This window comes from Streptomyces sp. JH002, from assembly GCF_050916115.1.
Classification (GTDB): Bacteria; Actinomycetota; Actinomycetes; order Streptomycetales; family Streptomycetaceae; genus Streptomyces; species Streptomyces xiamenensis.
This window is the reverse complement of record NZ_CP087989.1, coordinates 5,099,753-5,116,052: the sequence shown is the minus strand read 5'-3', so window position 1 is coordinate 5,116,052 and position 16,300 is coordinate 5,099,753. Positions and strand designations below refer to the sequence as shown.

At 73.9% G+C, this 16,300-nt stretch carries 16 protein-coding genes and 1 riboswitch; of the genes, 8 read left to right on the top strand and 8 right to left on the bottom strand.

What is annotated here, in order from left to right; all coding sequences use genetic code 11:
• Window positions 1-32 precede the first annotated feature (32 nt).
• The 3 genes from H7827_RS23530 to H7827_RS23520 form a co-directional block, all read right to left on the bottom strand.
• On the bottom strand, window positions 33-428 hold the full coding sequence (locus tag H7827_RS23530) for a DUF3040 domain-containing protein (protein ID WP_046723065.1): 396 nt from the start codon (window positions 426-428) through the stop codon (window positions 33-35).
• 204 nt (window positions 429-632) lie between these two features.
• Window positions 633-1,448: a methyltransferase gene (locus H7827_RS23525; RefSeq protein ID WP_234306910.1), complete on the bottom strand. Its 816-nt coding sequence runs from the start codon at window positions 1,446-1,448 to the stop codon at window positions 633-635.
• A gap of 94 nt (window positions 1,449-1,542) precedes the next feature.
• Window positions 1,543-2,010 carry an SAV_6107 family HEPN domain-containing protein gene (locus H7827_RS23520; RefSeq protein WP_030734405.1) on the bottom strand — a complete coding sequence of 156 codons (468 nt, stop codon included), beginning with the start codon at window positions 2,008-2,010 and terminating at the stop codon, window positions 1,543-1,545.
• A 170-nt stretch (window positions 2,011-2,180) separates the two neighbouring features.
• Between H7827_RS23520 and H7827_RS23515 the strand changes: the two genes are divergently transcribed.
• Entirely contained in the window at window positions 2,181-2,798 is a 618-nt protein-coding gene (locus H7827_RS23515; RefSeq protein ID WP_386541430.1) for a TetR/AcrR family transcriptional regulator, read from the top strand.
• 360 nt (window positions 2,799-3,158) lie between these two features.
• Window positions 3,159-4,586 (top strand): phytoene desaturase family protein, encoded by a 1,428-nt coding sequence (locus H7827_RS23510; RefSeq protein ID WP_432747261.1) that lies wholly within the window; start codon window positions 3,159-3,161, stop codon window positions 4,584-4,586.
• A 40-nt stretch (window positions 4,587-4,626) separates the two neighbouring features.
• Here H7827_RS23510 and H7827_RS23505 read toward each other — a convergent pair whose 3' ends face one another.
• The 5 genes from H7827_RS23505 to H7827_RS23485 all read right to left on the bottom strand — a co-directional run bounded on the left by H7827_RS23505 (window position 4,627) and on the right by H7827_RS23485 (window position 9,046).
• Window positions 4,627-5,586: a hypothetical protein gene (locus H7827_RS23505; RefSeq protein ID WP_432747260.1), complete on the bottom strand. Its 960-nt coding sequence runs from the start codon at window positions 5,584-5,586 to the stop codon at window positions 4,627-4,629.
• Between the two features lie 22 nt (window positions 5,587-5,608).
• On the bottom strand, window positions 5,609-6,547 hold the full coding sequence (gene metF / locus H7827_RS23500; protein ID WP_432747259.1) for a methylenetetrahydrofolate reductase [NAD(P)H]: 939 nt from the start codon (window positions 6,545-6,547) through the stop codon (window positions 5,609-5,611).
• Between the two features lie 67 nt (window positions 6,548-6,614).
• Window positions 6,615-7,250, bottom strand: a complete 636-nt coding sequence (gene thiE / locus H7827_RS23495; protein WP_432747258.1) for a thiamine phosphate synthase — start codon at window positions 7,248-7,250, stop codon at window positions 6,615-6,617.
• Between the two features lie 116 nt (window positions 7,251-7,366).
• Window positions 7,367-7,732 carry an Rv2175c family DNA-binding protein gene (locus tag H7827_RS23490; protein ID WP_386538587.1) on the bottom strand — a complete coding sequence of 122 codons (366 nt, stop codon included), beginning with the start codon at window positions 7,730-7,732 and terminating at the stop codon, window positions 7,367-7,369.
• 90 nt (window positions 7,733-7,822) lie between these two features.
• Window positions 7,823-9,046, bottom strand: coding sequence for an NAD(P)/FAD-dependent oxidoreductase (locus tag H7827_RS23485; protein WP_432747257.1), 1,224 nt, complete (start codon window positions 9,044-9,046; stop codon window positions 7,823-7,825).
• Window positions 9,047-9,238: 192 nt separating this feature from the next.
• A riboswitch (TPP riboswitch) is annotated at window positions 9,239-9,324 on the top strand.
• Between the two features lie 19 nt (window positions 9,325-9,343).
• Here H7827_RS23485 and thiO point away from each other — a divergent pair.
• The 6 genes from thiO to H7827_RS23455 all read left to right on the top strand — a co-directional run bounded on the left by thiO (window position 9,344) and on the right by H7827_RS23455 (window position 16,264).
• Complete coding sequence (gene thiO, locus H7827_RS23480; RefSeq protein ID WP_432747256.1) at window positions 9,344-10,522, top strand: glycine oxidase ThiO; 1,179 nt, start codon at window positions 9,344-9,346, stop codon at window positions 10,520-10,522.
• Window positions 10,519-10,737: a sulfur carrier protein ThiS gene (gene thiS / locus H7827_RS23475; protein ID WP_432747255.1), complete on the top strand. Its 219-nt coding sequence runs from the start codon at window positions 10,519-10,521 to the stop codon at window positions 10,735-10,737. Before thiO ends, thiS begins: the two co-directional genes overlap by 4 nt.
• A 132-nt stretch (window positions 10,738-10,869) precedes the next feature.
• Entirely contained in the window at window positions 10,870-11,610 is a 741-nt protein-coding gene (locus H7827_RS23470) for a thiazole synthase (RefSeq protein WP_432748043.1), read from the top strand.
• Window positions 11,611-11,727: 117 nt separating this feature from the next.
• Entirely contained in the window at window positions 11,728-13,026 is a 1,299-nt protein-coding gene (locus H7827_RS23465; protein WP_432747254.1) for a DUF4190 domain-containing protein, read from the top strand.
• Between the two features lie 87 nt (window positions 13,027-13,113).
• On the top strand, window positions 13,114-15,117 hold the full coding sequence (gene pknB / locus H7827_RS23460) for a Stk1 family PASTA domain-containing Ser/Thr kinase (RefSeq protein WP_432747253.1): 2,004 nt from the start codon (window positions 13,114-13,116) through the stop codon (window positions 15,115-15,117).
• Between the two features lie 298 nt (window positions 15,118-15,415).
• Window positions 15,416-16,264: a transglycosylase SLT domain-containing protein gene (locus H7827_RS23455; RefSeq protein WP_432747252.1), complete on the top strand. Its 849-nt coding sequence runs from the start codon at window positions 15,416-15,418 to the stop codon at window positions 16,262-16,264.
• Window positions 16,265-16,300 lie beyond the last annotated feature (36 nt).

Below are 16,300 nucleotides of genomic sequence, written 5' to 3'. Positions count from 1 at the left end.
ACCTTCACCCCCGGAATCCCGGGGATCTTCGCTCAATCGCCGCGATCATCGCGGCGGCGCTGCCAGCGCTCCTCCATACGGGTCATCATCGAACGCCGCTGCTTGTGCGGCCGCTGTCCCTTGCCACCGCCCGCGGGGGCCGCCCCCTCGCCGGGCGCGGGAGCCTTCCGCCAGCCGGTGACGGCGATGACCGCACACCCCAGCATGATCACAAAACCGACGACGCTGAGCCAGATCAGCTGGGCGACCATGCCGCCCATCAGGAGCGCGATGCCCACCAGGAATCCGGCGATCGCCTGGTACACCCGCTTGCGGGTGAACGTCCGCAGCTCACTGCCCTCAAGCGCTGTCGCGAACTTGGGATCTTCGGCGTACAGCGCTCGCTCCATTTGTTCGAGCATGCGCTGCTCGTGGTCCGAGAGCGGCACGGAGTCCTCCTACTCGCCGGCCGCGGAGGCGACCGTTTCCGACTCTTTCCAGGATAGGCAGGGAAGGCTCCCTGTGAAACCCACCCCAGTTCGCCAATTTCACCCACCCGCCGGGTGACGCGGATCCACGGGATCGGACAAGTCTTTCCCGTCCCCGACCCGGGTCATGCCGGAGGGCTGACTGCCGATAATACGGGGCGGAGATCACATTTGGCGGCCCGGCGCCTCATGGGGCAGCCGGGCGAGCAGATGCAGCTGTCCGGCGACCGCCTGGAAGGCCGGCAGCTCGGCCGCCTCGGCCTCCAGCGCCGCCAGCGCGCGCAGCGCGTCCGGCTCGGTGTCCACCAGCACTCCGGGCACCAGATCGGCGAAGATCCGCACCCCGTGCACCGCCCCCGGCTCCAGCCCCGCCTCGGTGACCAGCGCGGCAAGCTCCTGGGGCGTGTAGCGGCGCGGAACGGGGTCGGCCTCGCCCCAGCGGCCGTCCGGGTCGCCCAGCGCCCTCCTGGCCTCCGTGAAGCGCCCCGCCAGGGCACGGGAGAGCACCGCCCCGCCCACCCCGGCCGCCAGCAGGCTCAGCGTGCCGCCACCGGGACGCAGCGCCCCGGCCACGGCGGCCAGACCGGCGCGCGGATCATCCACGTACTCCAGCACCCCGTGGCAGAAGACCATGTCGTAGCCGCCCGGCTCGGCGACGTCCAGCAGGCCCTGGGTGTCACCCTGCACACCGTGCACCCGGTCCGCCACGCCTTCCTCGGCGGCCCGCCGCTGGAGGGCGAAGAGCGCGTTGGGGCTCGGGTCCACGACGGTCACCCGGTGGCCGAGCCCGGCCACGGGCACGGCGAAGCTGCCGCTGCCGCCTCCGGTGTCCAGCACGTCCAGGACCGGCCGGCCGGTCTCGGCGGCCCGCTCGGTGAGGGCACGACGCAGCACCTCCCACACCACGCCGGTGCGCAGCACGGTGTGCGGCCCCGGGGACAGCGGTCCGCCCGCGTCCCGGGCCGGGGGGTTGGACGGCATGACGGGCGGCTCCTCGAAGTGCTGTGTACTGCTGTGCTGCCGCGTACCGCCGGTCCTGCGGGTGCGCGGCCCGCCGTACGCGGGCAGCCACAGCCTACTTCGGCACCGGACCTCCGGGGTCCTCGGTCCGCAGCACCGGCTGCCTGATCAGCATGGACTCCACCAGCCGCAGGAAGAACCCGGCCGCCCGCCGCAGCTCGGCGGCCTCCCGCAGATCGGCGGCCCGGCGTATCCCGGCGTCTATCCGGGCCCGGCGGGCGGCGCTGGCGGCGAACAGGGTGCTCCACTCGGACAGTTCCGGAGCGATCTCCGGCAGCACCTCCCACACGCTGCGGATCCGGCTGCGGCCCCGCGCGGTCGGCTCGGGGCGGCCCCGGGCGGCGACCACGGCCGCTGCGGTGCGCAGCGCGGCGAGATGGGCGGCCACGTACGCCTCACCCGGGTCGGGCAGCGTGGCGGCCTCGTCCAGCCCGCGCGCGGCCTGGGCGAGGAGATCGAGGGCGGCGGGCGGCGCCGGGGCGCGGCGCGGCACCCGGTGCACGTCGGCGGGGAATCCGGTCATGACGAGCCTCCAGTCGTCATTCGGCGGTGCTGCTCTTCGTGTGTCGGTCCGTTCTTCGCATCTGGGCACATGCTGACGCATGCCACTGACAATCCGCGCTGAGCACTGCAAACACCTGCACATACGCCCCGCGGGCCCCAACAGCCTTGTGGTGAGGAGAGAATCGGCGCATGACACGCGCGATCAGCAACCGTCGCAACGCGACGCGGCAAAGGCTCTACGACGCGGCGGTGACGCTCATCGCCGCACAGGGCTTCTCCGCCACGACGGTGGAGGAGATCGCCGAGCGCGCGGGCGTCGCCAAGGGCACCGTCTACTACAACTTCGCCGGCAAGAGCGAGCTGTTCGAGGAAGTGCTGCGGGACGGGGTGGGCCGGCTCGCCGGCGAGCTGCACCGGGCCGACGAGGCGGCGCTGCACCGGGGGACGGACGCGGTCGGGCGGCTGTCGGCGATAGCCCTGGCCGGGCTGGTGTTCATCGAGCGCAACCCCTCGCTCACCCGGCTGTTCACCGCCGAGCTGTGGCGTACCCACCGGGCCTGGCACGCCACCTTGCTGTCCGCCCGGCAGCAGGCGGTGGAGGTGGTGGAGCGCGTGCTGCACGAGGGGGTGAAGGGCGGGGAGCTGGACCCGGCGCTCGATGTGGAGCTGACGGCGGGCGCGTTAGTGGGGATGATCCTGGTGGGGGCCCTGGACTGGCTCTCGTTCCATCCCGAACGGCCGCTGCGCGATGTTCACCTGGCGCTGGCCCGGCTGCTGAACGGCCGGGTGCGGGCGGACGCGCCCTGAGCCGCGCCGTGGTCCTGTGCCGCTGTCCCGCGCCCTGGTCGCGGCGCGCGCCGGTGCCGCGGGCGCGACGGGCAGCGGCGTGCAGGGGCCGCGCGGAAGAGCCGGGGCCCGGAGCCGCTCCGCCGCCCCGTGCCGGCGGTGCGGACCCCGGTTCCCGCTGATCAAAAGCCTGCCGTCCGGCAGCGCTTTCGCCCATCCGCTCTCGTGCTCAGGCCGGTACTCATCCGGTCTCTGAGTAGGCCGTCCCCCGGCTAGGTACCTTTGTGCCCGCCGGACCCGTGGCACGCCCCGGCGCGGGCCGCCCAGGCCCCGGGGAGACCGTTCGAACCGGCCCGCGCGGCCCCGGGTAGGGTGCGGCGCATGGCGCGAGTGGTGGTGGTCGGTGCCGGTATGGGCGGCATGGCGACGGCGGCCCGGCTGGCCGTGGCGGGGCACCGGGTGACGGTGCTGGAACGCGGCGGCCGGGCGGGCGGAGCGGCGGGCAGGTTCGAGCGGGACGGTTTCACCTTCGACACCGGACCCGGACTGCTGTGGCTGCCGGCGGTGTGGCGGGACCTGTTCATCAAGACCGGCAAACGGCCCCTGGAGGAGTGCGTCGAACTGCGGCGGGTCGATCCGGCCGCCGAGCACCGGTTCGCGGACGGCACCCGGCTGCGGCTGCCCGGCTTCTCCCGGGGCGGGGTGGGACAGGCTCTGGACGAGGCGCTCGGCGCCGGTGCGGGAGAGCGCTGGCACGCGCTGCTGGGGCGGGCCCGGCAGACCTGGGAGGCCACCCGGCGGCCGCTGGTGGAGGAGCCGCTGACCTCGGCGGCCGGACGGGCGGCCCTGCTGCCCGACCCGTACCCGGCGCTGCCGCCCCGGCGCACCGGGCTGCTGCGGCGCCGGGCCCCAGCCCAGGGATCGGGGTTGCCCGCGGTGGCGGAACGGGAGCTGGGCGACGCCCGGCTGACGGCTCTGCTGGCCGGCACTGTCGAGGAGTACGGCATCCGGTTCGAGCGGGCACCCGCCTCCGCGACCGTACTGGCCTATGTGGAGCAGACGTTCGGCACCTGGTACCCGGTGGGCGGCATCGCCGCGCTGGTGGACGCGGTGCGCGAACGGTGCGCGGAGCGCGGGGTGGAGTTCGTGCACGGGGCCGAGGCGCGGCGGATCCTGGAACGCGACGGGAAGGCGGCCGGAGTCGAACTGGCCGACGGTGAGCGGGTGTCGGCCGACCACGTGGTGTGGAGCGCCCCGGGGCTCGGCGCCGCGCCGCGCGGGGAGAGCCGGTTCACGGTGCTGCTGGCGCTGGACGGCGCCCGCCCGCCGGGCACGGCGCACCGGCTGCTGGTGCACCCGGCGGACGGCGGGCCCGTCGTACGGGTGCTGCGGCCCGACGACGCGACGCTGTGGCCCGCCACCGGCACCGGCCCGGCGGGGCACACGGCGGTCGTATCGGCGCTGGCGCCGCCGCAGGGGACCGTGGACTGGCGGGAGGCCGCCACCGTGGAGCGCTGGACGGACCGGCTGCTGACGGCGGCGGGCCTGGAGAACGTGCGCTGGCACCAGGTGCGTACCCCGCTGGACATCGAGCGGGAGACCGGCATGCCCGGCGGGGTGATCCCGGCGCCCGCCCTGGCCGGGGCGGACGGCGAACTGCTCGCCGCCCCCAACGCGGGCCGCCTGCCGGGCGCCTGGCGGGCCGGCGCCCTGGCGCACCCGGGCGGCGGGCTGGCGCACACCGGCATGTCGGGGGCGCTGGCCACCGGTCTGATCGTGGAGGGTCCCGGCTGGCGCGGCTCCTACTGACGTGCGGGGCGGGGCCGTTGTGCGCGGCCCCGCCCGGCAGTCAGTAGCGCTGCTGCTGCTCGTTGTAGTAGTACCCCTGGTCGGCCGCCGGGTCGTAGCCGCCCGGGTGCTGCTGCGGGGGGTAGGTGTCCTGCTGGGGCGGGTAGCCGTAGCCGCTGTCCTGCGCGGGGGCGGGGGCGGCGGTCTCGCGCTGCTGGGGGACCCAGACCCCGCCGGGCGGGGTCTCCTGGTAGTAGGTGTCGGCCGCGGCCGTCTGCCACTGGTCGGCGTACTCCTGCTGCCCGTACTGCTGTTGCTGCGGGTCGCCGTACGGGGCGCCGTAGGTCTCGTACGCCGCGGTCGCCCCGGCGCCGGCGTAGGGCTCGGCGTACGGCTGCTGCTGCGGGTCTCCGTAGGGCTGGTGCTGGGCCGGGTCGTACCCGGTGCCCGCCGCGTCGTAGGGCTGCTGCTCGTGGTAGCCGTCCCCGTACACCGTCTCCGGGGACTGCGCCCCCGCCTGGTGCCCGGCGTACGGGTCCTGCTCCTGCGGCGCGGATTCGCCCTGGTGGGCGGTCTGCGGGTCGTAGTCCCACGCGTCGTAGCCGCCGCCGTCCGCGCCGGACTCCCCCGGTGCGGCGGGCGGCGCGGGCGGGGGCGAGGGCGGGCCGTCGTACCCGGCCTCGCTGCTCTCCTCGACCGGGTCCAGCGGACGCATCTCGCCGCTCTCCTCGGCGCCTTCGCGCCGCCGGCGCTTGCTGTTGCCCGGCTGGCCGCCCAGCGCCCAGCCGGTGGAGAACCCGCGCCGGAAGGACAGCGTCACGAAGGTCTGGCCGGTGGCGAACGCGAGGGTGCCCAGCGCGATCACCGGCACGTTCGGCAGCACCACGCCGAGGACCACGGCCAGAAAGCCGGAGAAGGCCAGCAGCCGCCAGCGCAGTCTCGCCTTGTACTGGAGCAGGACCTCCCCGAGCAGCCACAGGGCCACGATTCCGAACGCGATGTAGAGGACCGCCCAGCCCATGTACGCCCCTCTCAGCTGTGCTTCAGCGCTGTTCCAGGCCCGCCCGGTGCAGACCGAGGTTCTTGTAGACGTCCAGCGTCGCCGTCGAGTGCAGCGTCGTGTTCAGGGTGACGAAGTGCAGACCGGGGATGTCCTCATCCATCAACCGTGCACACAACTCGGTGGCGAACTCGATCCCGACCGAGCGTACAGCCATCGGGTCGTCCTTGACCGCGCGGAGCCGATTCTCCAGCTCTTCGGGGAAGGAGGAGTTGCTGAGCTCCTTGAAGCGTTCGATCTGCCGCAGATTCGCGATGGGCATGATTTCCGGGATGATCGGGACATCGCATCCCGCGGCGGCCACCCGGTCACGAAGCCGCAGGTAGTCCTCGGGGTCGAAGAACATCTGGGTGAGCGCGAAGTCCGCCCCCGCCCGGCACTTGTTGATGAAATGCCGGATATCCGTCTCCCAGTCGGTGGAACGCGGATGCATCTCCGGAAATGCCGCGACCCCGACACAGAAATCGCCCGACTCCTTGATGAGACTCACGAGTTCCGCGGCGTATGTCACACCCTCGGGGTGCCGGTTCCACTCCCCCATCGGGTCGCCGGGCGGGTCGCCGCGCAGCGCGAGCATGTTGCGGATGCCGGCGCCCGCGTACTGCCCGATGATGTTCCGCAGCTCGGACACCGAGTGGTTGACGGCCGTGAGGTGGGCGACCGGGGTGAGTGTCGTCTCGGTGGCGATCCGCTCGGTGGCCCGCACCGTGCGCTCGCGCGAGGAGCCGCCGGCGCCGTAGGTCACGGACACGAAGGTCGGGCCCACGGCCTCGACCCGGCGGATGGCGTTCCACATGGTGCGTTCGCCCTGCTCGGTTCTGGGCGGGGTGAATTCGAAGGAGTACGAACGCTTGCCGGCGGCGAGGAGGTCGCGCACCGTGTGCGCCCGGTCATTCATCGTGGACGGAATCCCAAGGGCCATGGCCGCAGGCTACCCAGAGCGACGGAAATCTCCCATGCGTGTCCGGGTTGCGGACGGGCGTACGGCCTCACACGGCGCGCAGCCGGGCGGCCAGCGCGCTCGCCGCCGCACCGGGGTCCCCGGCCTCGGCCAGCGCCCGTACCACCACGATCCGGCGGGCCCCGGCCTCCAGCACCTGATCCAGATTGCCGGCGTCGATGCCGCCGATGGCGAACCAGGGCCGCTCGGGGCGGCGGGCGGCCGCGTACCGCACCAGCGGCAGCCCGGGGGCGGAGCGGCCCGGTTTGGTGGGGGTGGGCCAGACGGGGCCGGTGCAGAAGTAGTCCACGCCGGGCTGTGCGAGCGCGGCGTCGACCTGGGCCTCGCTGTGGGTGGAGCGCCCGATGCGCACCCCGGTGCCGAGCAGCGCGCGGGCGGCGGGCACCGGCAGATCGCCCTGCCCCAGGTGGAGCACGTCGGCGCGGGCGGCGTGCGCGACATCGGCGCGGTCGTTGACCGCGAGAAGCCTGCCGTGCCGCCGGCAGGCGTCGGCGAAGACCTCCAGAAGCTCCAGTTCCTCAGCGGCCTCCAGACTCTTGTCGCGCAGTTGGACGATGTCCACGCCGCCGGCCAGGACGGCGTCCAGGAAGGCGGGCAGGTCGCCCTGGCGCTTCCTGGCATCGGTGCACAGATACAGCCGGGCGCCGGCGATGCCGTCGGTCACGGCTCTCCCCCTCGGTGGTGCTTGGCAGGTCGGTGCGGTGGCGCGGCACCAGGGGTGCCGCGCCACCGGTCAGGCGGTCGTACGGTCGAGCGGTCGGGTGGTCGCGCGTGCGGCCGTCACACGGCCAGGGCCTGGGCCCGCCGCTTCACCTCGGTCCCGCGGTTCTCCCGCAGGGCATCGGCGGGCGTGCCGGGCAGGCTGTCGTCCGGGGTGAAGAGCCACTCCAGCATTTCCCCGTCGCTGAAGCCGTCGTCGCGCAGCAGCGTCAGGGTGCCGGCCAGGCCCTTGACGATCCTGCCCTCGCCGATGAAGGCGGACGGCACCTGGAGCACCCGGTTCTCGCCCCGGCGCACGGCGATCAGCTGCCCCTCCTTGACCAGCTGACGAACCCGGGTCACTTCCACGTCCAGCGCTTCGGCGATGTCGGGGAGGGTGAGCCAGTCGGGGACGAGAGCTTCGGTTTTCGCATCAATCTCGGTCACGCCTCAAGCCTGCCACCTCCGACTGACAGGCGTCATCGGGGAGTGGCAGCGGAGGGACGGTACCGCCGTGCGGGGGCCGCCCCGCGCCGTTCAGACCGTCGCGTTCTTCAGGGGCACAGCCGGGTCGGCGGCGCGCTCCGGGTCGAGGCGGGCACCGCGTTCGATGAGCCGGCGGCCCTGGGCCAGGTCGCGCGGCCGGTCCACGGCGCACACCGCCCGCAGCACCCCGGCGCCGTCCAGCCAGCACACCGACCAGGCGGCGCCGGGGGCGCCGGCGGCGGCGGGGTCGCCCCGCCACAGCAGCGTGTCGTGCGGACCGTGCTGCCCGGCGTACTGCACGAAACGGCCGAACTGCTCGCTCCAGAAGTACGGCACCGGGTCGTACGCCGTGTCGGCCGTCCCGGTGATACGGGCGGCGACGGTGGCGGGCCCGGCCAGGGCGTTGTCCCAGTGGTGCACCAGCAGCCGGCGGCCGTACCGGGCCGAGGGGAAGGACGCGCAGTCGCCGACCGCGTACACCCCGGGCAGCGAGGTGCGCAGCCGGTCGTCCGCGCGGACCGAGCCGTCGGCGGCCAGTTCCACGCCGCTGCCGGCGAGCCAGCCGGTGGCGGGGCGGGAGCCGATGCCGACCAGCACGGCGCCGGCGGGCAGCAGCTCGCCGCCGTCCAGCTTCACCTCACCCGGCCGGACGGCCGCCACCCGGGCGCCGGTGCGCAGTTCGGCGCCGGCGTCCGCGTACCACTGGCGCATCGGTTCGGTGAGTTCCGGCGGCAGCGCGCCGGGCAGCGGGTGGCCGGCGGCCTCCAGCACGGTGACGGGGGCCCCTGCAGCGCGGGCGGCGGTGGCGACCTCGGCGCCGATCCAGCCGGCGCCGACCGCGACGAGCGGGCTGCGGGCGGTCAGCAGCGGGCGCAGCCGGGCGGCGTCGTCCAGGGTGCGCAGCACGTGGACGCCGGGGGTCCCTTCGCTGCCGGGCAGGGCCAGCGCCTCGGCGCCGGTGGCGATGACCAGCCGGTCGTACGGCACGGGTCCGGCGTCCGTGCGCAGCACGCGGGCGCCGGCGTCGATTCCGGTGGCGGTGCGGCCCAGCAGGAGTTCGATGCCGAGGGTGTCGAAGTCCACATCGAGGGGCGCGCCTTCGGCCTTGCCGAGCAGCACGTCCTTGGACAGCGGCGGGCGGTCGTAGGGCCGGTGGCGCTCGGCCCCGACCACGGTGACGGTTCCGGCCCAGCCCGCTTCGCGCAGCCGCACCGCGGTCTGCGCGCCGGCGAGCCCGGCCCCGGCGATGACGACCCGCTGATCCCGTTGTTCCACGCGGCCACCCTACGCGCGCGGCACGGGGCCCGGCCCTGCCGCGCGCCACGGGTTTTCCGGTCGCGGCCGGTGCGCGGCGCGAACACCGGTCCGCCGCGCGGACGTCCGGAGCGGGGGGGCGGGGAAGCCGCAGGGCTGCGGGGGCTTTTCGTCCCCGGCGCCGCCCGTACTACTGTGGCGGGCGACAGAGCACACGGGAGCCCGGCGGTCCGGGCTGAGAGGGAGGCGGGCGGCCTCCGACCGTACGAACCTGATCCGGGTCATGCCGGCGAAGGGAGCAGCCGCGTGGTGAGGTCCGTGCCCTCAGCGTCCGCAGGCCGTACGTCCGATGTCCTGATCATCGGTGGCGGCGTCATCGGTCTGGTCACCGCCTGGCGGGCGGCCGGGCGGGGGCTGCGCGTCGCCGTCGCCGACCCGGCGCCGGGCGGCGGCGCCGCCCAGGTGGCCGCCGGCATGCTCGCCGCCGTCACCGAACTGCACCACGGCGAGGAGCCGCTCCTCGAACTCAACCTCGCCTCGGCCGCCCGCTACCCGGACTTCGCCGCCGAGCTGGAGGACGCCGCGGGATCAGGTGTCGGTTTCCGCGCCTGCGGCACCCTGGCCGTCGCGCTGGACGCGGACGACCGTGCGCAGTTGCGTGAGGTGCACGCGCTGCACCAGCGGTGCGGGCTGCGCTCGCAGTGGCTCACCGGCCGCGAGTGCCGGCGGCTGGAGCCGATGCTGGCCCCGGGGGTGCGCGGCGGGCTGCGGGTGGACGGCGACCACCAGGTCGACCCGCGCCGGCTGGCCGCCGCGCTGCTGACCGCCTGCGAACGGGCCGGTGTCATCTTCCACCGCGAGTGGGTGCGTGAACTCACCGTCACCGGGGACCGGGCCACCGGCGCGGTCCTGGCGGACGGTACGGCGCTGTCGGCCGCCCGTACGGTGCTGGCGGCCGGCAGCCACAGCGGTGAACTGCCGGGGCTGCCGCCCGGGATCGCCCCGCCGGTCAGGCCGGTCAAGGGCGAGGTGCTGCGGCTGCGCATGCCGCCGGTGCCGGAGGGCACGGGCCGTGGCGCGTTCCTCTCGCGCACGGTGCGGGCGGTGGTGCGCGGCTCGGCCGTCTACCTGGTGCCGCGTGCCGACGGCGAACTCGTGGTGGGCGCCACCTCGTGCGAGCAGGGCTGGGACACCACGGTGACCGCGGGCGGCGTCTATCAGCTGCTGCGGGACGCGCACGAGCTGGTGCCGGGCATCACCGAGCTGCCGTTGCGCGAATGCCTCGCGGGGCTGCGGCCCGGCAGTCCGGACAACGCGCCGCTGCTGGGGCCCACCGGGTTGCCGGGGCTCCAGCTGGCCACCGGGCACCACCGCAACGGGGTGCTGCTCACCCCGCTGACCGGGGAGGTCCTGGCCGAGTCGCTGGTCACCGGCGAACTCCCGGCGATCGCGCGGCCCTTCAGCCCGCTGCGCTTCCCCTCGGTGGTGCCGGTATGAGCGGGTCCCCCACCGTTTCCGTCAATGGCGCCCCGCGCGAGCTGGCGCCCGGCACGACCCTGGCCGACCTGGTCACCGAGTTGCTCTCGCGCGACACGGGGGCGGGGGTCGCGGCGGCGGTCAACGAGTGCGTGGTCCCCCGGGCCCGCTGGCACGCCACCACGCTGGTGCCGGGTGACCGGGTGGAGATCCTGACCGCCGTCCAGGGAGGCTGACGACCGATGACCGACCTCACGACCGGCGCGGCGGGCGGCCCCGCGAACGCCGCCACCACCGCGAGCCCTTCTCCGGGGGACGGGGACGATGTCCTGGTGCTCGGCCCGCTGCGGCTGACCTCCCGGTTGATCATGGGTACCGGCGGCGCCCCCAGCCCCGAGGTGCTGGAGCGCGCCCTGGCCGCCTCCGGCACCCAGCTGACGACGGTGGCGATGCGGCGGGTGGATCCCGGAGCACGGGGCTCGGTGCTCGGCATCCTGCGCAATCTCGGCATCGCGCCGCTGCCGAACACCGCGGGCTGTTTCACCGCGGGCGAGGCGGTGCTGACCGCGCGGCTGGCGCGCGAGGCGCTGGGCACCGCGCTGGTCAAGCTGGAGGTCATCGCCGACGAGCGCACCCTGCTGCCGGATCCGGTGGCGACGCTGGACGCCGCCGAGACGCTGGTGGACGACGGCTTCACGGTGCTCCCCTACACCAATGACGACCCGGTGCTGGCGCGGCATCTGGAGGAGGCGGGGTGCGCGGCGGTGATGCCGCTGGGCTCGCCGATCGGCTCGGGGCTCGGCATCCGCAATCCGCACAATTTCTCGCTGATCACCGAGCGGGCCGGGGTGCCGGTGATCCTGGACGCGGGCGCGGGCACCGCCTCGGACGCGGCGCTGGCCATGGAGCTGGGCTGCGCCGGGGTGATGCTGGCCTCGGCGGTGACCCGGGCGCAGCGTCCGGTGCCGATGGCGCGGGCGATGCGGCACGCGGTCGAGGCGGGGCGGCTGGCGTTCGGCGCGGGGCGGATTCCGCGGCGGCATTTCGCCCTGGCGTCCTCGCCGCTGGAGGGGCGGGCGGAGCTGGACCCCGAACGACCGGCATTTTGATCCGATCGCACTGATATACGATCGCCGGATCTGGGGGACCATTCTGTCCGTTACGGGGGATCGCGAGCCGCGGGCCGGCCCCTGTCTCCCGAGCGGCAGCTGAAGGAGAGAACGACCGTGAGCACACCGCCGCAACCGCCGCCGCCGGGACCGGAGCAGGGCCAGAACCCGTACGCCTCCGCCTCCCCGCCGCCCGGGCCCGCCGCCCAGGGCGCGGGCTACGGTTACCCGGGCCAGGCGCCGGTGCCCGGCCCGCCGCAGGGCTACGGCTACCCGCCGCCCGGCGGCCCCGGCTACCCGGGAGGCCCCGGGTACCCCGGTGGTCCCGTCCCGCCGCCGTACGGGCAGCCGCAGCCGCCGGCCAAGACCAACGGCCTGGCCGTCGGTTCGCTGGTGACCGGCCTGCTCGCCATGGCCCCGATCGCGCTGATCCTGGGCATCCTGGGTCTCAACCAGGTGAAGAAGACCGGGGAACGCGGCAGGCCGCTGGCCATCGCCGGTATCGCCCTGGCCGCCGTGCAGATCATCACGCTGGCGATCCTGGTCCCCACGGTGTTCCTCAAGGACGACAAGGGCAGCGAGGCGACCCCCACCCCCTCCCCCAGCGAGTCGGCCACCGACGAGGAGAACGGCGACCCCGGCCGCGAGGTCGCGCCGGACGGCGAGGGGATCACCGTCTTCGACATCGCCGTCGGCGACTGCTTCGACACCAGCGGCCTCTCCGACTACCAGGGCGAGGAGGGCGGCAGCGAGACCGACGTCACCCTCTACCCCTGCGACGTGCCGCACGAGGCCGAGGCATTCGGCTCCTTCGAGGTCACCGGGTACGACAGCTTCCCCGGCATGGACGAGATGGTGGAGATCGCCAACGCCGAGTGCAACCGGCTCGTCCAGCCCTACATCCTGGACACCTGGACGCTCGGTGAGGACACCGGCATCTTCTACTACCACCCCGAGGAAGCCAGCTGGAGCATGGGCGACCGCGAGATCCTGTGCTTCTTCGGGCTCGCCAGCGGCCGGTCGATGTCCGAGTCGCTGCGCCCCGACGAGAGCGCGCTGAGCGCCGACGCCCTGGGCTACCTGGAGATCACCGGCGCGCTGGACACCGAGTCGTGGATGGAGCCGGCGGAGGACTCCGGCGTCCCCGCCTTCCGGTCCTGGGGTGACGCCATGGCGTCCGTCATCGAGGACGAGATCGCCGCGCTCTCCGCCGCCACCTGGTCGGACGCCGAACTGGAGACGCTGGTCGGCGAGCTGATCGACGCCCGCGAGAGCAGCCTGCCGTACTGGCAGGACCTGGCGGACGCCGGTGACGAGGCTGCGGTGTGGGAGAACTACGAGCAGGGTTACGGCACCCTGGGCATCGACACGGAGATCGAGATCCGCTCCCTGCTCGGACTGGCAACGGGGAGCTGACACTTCCGTCACTGTTTCGCTGCGGTCCTGATCACAGGACCGCGGCGGCCGGGTGGGTGTCCGCGGCAGACCGTAGACTCAACAGCCGTGGACACCACCCTTGAGGACCCGCTCATCGGGCATGTACTCGACGGCCGTTACCGCGTGGACGAGCGGATCGCCGTCGGCGGCATGGCCACGGTCTACCGGGCGGTGGACACCCGCCTCGAACGCGAGCTGGCCGTCAAGGTCATGCACCCCTCGCTGGCGGACGACGCCGACTTCACCGAGCGCTTCATCCGCGAGGCCAAGTCGGTGGCCCGCCTCGACCACCAGAACATCGTCGGCGTGCTCGACCAGGGCCGCGACGGGGACTACGTCTATCTGGCCATGGAGTACGTGGCCGGCTGCACCCTGCGCGACCTGCTGCGCGAGCGCGGCGCCCTGTCGCCGCGGGCCGTACTGGACATCGTCGAGCCGCTGCTGGCCGGTCTGGCCGCCGCCCACCGGGCCGGGCTCGTGCACCGCGACATCAAGCCCGAGAACGTCCTGATCGGCGGGAACGGCCGGGTCAAGGTCGCCGACTTCGGCCTGGCGCGCGGCGTCGACCACCAGACCTCCGCCGACACCGGCACCCTGCTGGGCACCATCTCGTACCTGGCACCCGAACGCATCGAGCACGGCACCGCCGACCAGCGCGCCGACGTCTACGCCTGCGGGGTGCTGCTGTACGAGCTGCTGACCGGTGCCAAGCCGCACACCGGCGACTCCCCGGCCCAGGTGCTGTTCGCGCACGTCCACCGGGACGTGCCGCCGCCCTCGCAGGCCGTGCCCGGGCTGGCGCCGGCCCTGGACACCCTGGTGGCGCGCGCCGCCGCCAGGACGCCCCAGGACCGGCCCGAGGACGCCGCCGGGCTGCTGGCACTGGTCCGCGCGATACGGGATGAGCTGACCGACGAGGAGCTGCACCTCCAGCCGCCGGCGGCGACCCAGGTGCCGGCGGGCGAGAGCGCCGCCGGCACGACGGACGCCGACGAGACCGCCGCGGTCCCGGCCACCGCCGACCCCGACGAGCGGACGAGCGTGGTGCCCCGCCCGGCCGGCGTACGCTCCACCGCCCCGGACGGCCCCGACCGCGACGCGGTGGACCACACCGCCCGGATCCAACTGCTGCCGCCCCTGTCGCACGACGGGGACGAGGACGACCGCGCGGCAGCACCGCCGGTCCGCCGGAGGCTGCCGCGCCGCGCCGTCCTGGCCATGGTCGCCGCCGTGCTGGCCGTCCTGGGCGTCGGCGCCGGCATCTGGTACATCAACTCCGGGCAGTTCCTGCACACCCCCGGGGTGTACGGGGTGCCGCAGGCCGAGGCCGAGCAGACCCTGCGCGAGGCCGGGCTGAAGGTGACGGTCGACGAGGCGTACCACGAGACCGTGGAGCCCGGCCATGTCATCTCCACCGACCCGGCGCGCGGCGACCGGGTGCGCAAGAACGCCACCGTCACCCTCACCGTCTCCCAGGGCCCGCCCGTGGCCGTCGTGCCCAATCTGCGCGGCATCCCGCTGGCGGACGCCAAGGAACAGCTGACCCGGGCCGGCCTGACCCCGGGCACCGAGACCCGGGAATTCTCCACCGAGGTACCACGGGGCTCGGTGATCTCCACCGACCCGGCGCCCGGCACCGAGAAGCGCCCGGACGCGGCGGTGGCGCTGGTGGTCAGCCGCGGCGCCGAGATCGAGGTGCCCGAGGTCATCGGTACGGCCGAGGGCACCGCCATGCAGCAGCTGACGGAGGCCGGCTTCGAGGTCGAGGTCGCCCCGGAGCGGGTGTTCTCCGAGGAGGAGTCGGGCACCGTCGCCGAACAGTCCCCCACGCCCGGCGAGAGCGCGGGTGAGGGCGATGTCATCACCCTCACCATCTCCAAGGGCCAGGAGATGATCGAGGTGCCCGACGTGCGCGGCGAGTCGGAGAGCGAGGCCCGGCGGATCCTGGAGGACGCGGGCTTCGAGGTCAACGTCAACCGGCTCTTCTTCACCGGCACCGTCTTCAACCAGTCGATCTACGGCGGGGACACCGCCCCGCGCGGATCGACCATCACCATCTGGGTCCGCTGAGGACCGTACGCACTGAGGCGGGGGTCACATTCCGTACCACGGAGGGCCCCCGCCGCTGTGATGCGCGCCATAGGGCGGGCGTCACATACGACCGCGCTTAGTGTTTTTCACGTGCGCGCCGCAGGCCGTAAAAAGCCGGGGAAATTCCGGGAACAATCCTCGGGGACCCCTCGGGGAACCCCCCGGGGATGATTTGCCCCAGCACTAACCTCATTAGTATTCGTGACCTTTGCGCGGGGTTTTCCGCTGCTGCTACGAAAGGCCGTCGCAGCATTCGCGAGAACGTGAGGTCCCCCGCATGACCGCTCAGCTCCCCACTCCCCGCCGAAGTCGCTTCTCCCGGCTCCAGAAGTCCGCCACGACGGCCGTCGCCGGCTGCGGCATGGCGGCCATCGCCTTCACCCTCGTACCCACCGCGAGCGCCCACGAGTCCGCCGCGGCGGACTCCGCGGACCGGTCGGTCGCCTGGGTACTGAAGGCCAACGACGTCCCCGGTCAGCAGCGGTACGACGGTGGTGCGGCCGAGGTCGACGGCTCCGCCCCCCAGGACGTGGCGCAGTCCCTGCAGAAGACGCTGCGCGCGCTGGCCCCCGAGTCCCCCTCCCGGCAGGCCGAGCGCGTCGCCGCCGAGCAGGCCGTCCAGGCCGCCCAGGAGCTGGCCGCGCAGCAGGCCGAGGCCGAGCGGGTCGCCGCGGAGCAGGCCGCCAGCCGCGCCGCCGAGCGCGAGGCGCTGGCCGCGGCCGAGACGGCCGCCGCCGAGGTCACCGCCGCCCCCGAGGCGCCGGCTCCGGCGGCCGAGCCGGTGGCGCCCGCCGCCCCCACGTACACCGACGACCTGGACGGCTGGATCCGCGAGGCGCTGGACATCATGGCCGAGCACGGAATTCCGGGCTCCTACGACGGGCTCTACCGCAACATCATGCGGGAATCCAGCGGTGATCCCAACGCGATCAATGACTGGGACATCAACTGGATCAATGGCACGCCGTCCATCGGGCTGCTCCAGGTGATTCAGCCGACCTTCGACGCCTATCACGTGGAAGGCACTCCCTACAGCCTTTACGACCCGGTCGCCAATATCGTGGCCGCCGCCAACTACGCCTGGGACCGCTACGGTTCCATCGACAATGTGAACGGCCCCTACTGACCGGCGGCCCCCGGCGGCACCTCACACCCGCACCTG

Excerpts from the sequence above, each read along its gene's own strand:
- H7827_RS23520 (WP_030734405.1), bottom strand. The coding sequence starts at position 2,010 with ATGACCGGATTCCCCGCCGACGTGCACCGGGTGCCGCGCCGCGCCCCG.
- H7827_RS23470 (WP_432748043.1), top strand. The coding sequence starts at position 10,870 with ATGGGTACCGGCGGCGCCCCCAGCCCCGAGGTGCTGGAGCGCGCCCTG.
- H7827_RS23525 (WP_234306910.1), bottom strand. The coding sequence starts at position 1,448 with ATGCCGTCCAACCCCCCGGCCCGGGACGCGGGCGGACCGCTGTCCCCG.
- thiS (WP_432747255.1), top strand. The coding sequence starts at position 10,519 with ATGAGCGGGTCCCCCACCGTTTCCGTCAATGGCGCCCCGCGCGAGCTG.
- H7827_RS23510 (WP_432747261.1), top strand. The coding sequence starts at position 3,159 with ATGGCGCGAGTGGTGGTGGTCGGTGCCGGTATGGGCGGCATGGCGACG.
- H7827_RS23455 (WP_432747252.1), top strand. The coding sequence starts at position 15,416 with ATGACCGCTCAGCTCCCCACTCCCCGCCGAAGTCGCTTCTCCCGGCTC.
- metF (WP_432747259.1), bottom strand. The coding sequence starts at position 6,547 with ATGGCCCTTGGGATTCCGTCCACGATGAATGACCGGGCGCACACGGTG.
- H7827_RS23505 (WP_432747260.1), bottom strand. The coding sequence starts at position 5,586 with ATGGGCTGGGCGGTCCTCTACATCGCGTTCGGAATCGTGGCCCTGTGG.
- H7827_RS23515 (WP_386541430.1), top strand. The coding sequence starts at position 2,181 with ATGACACGCGCGATCAGCAACCGTCGCAACGCGACGCGGCAAAGGCTC.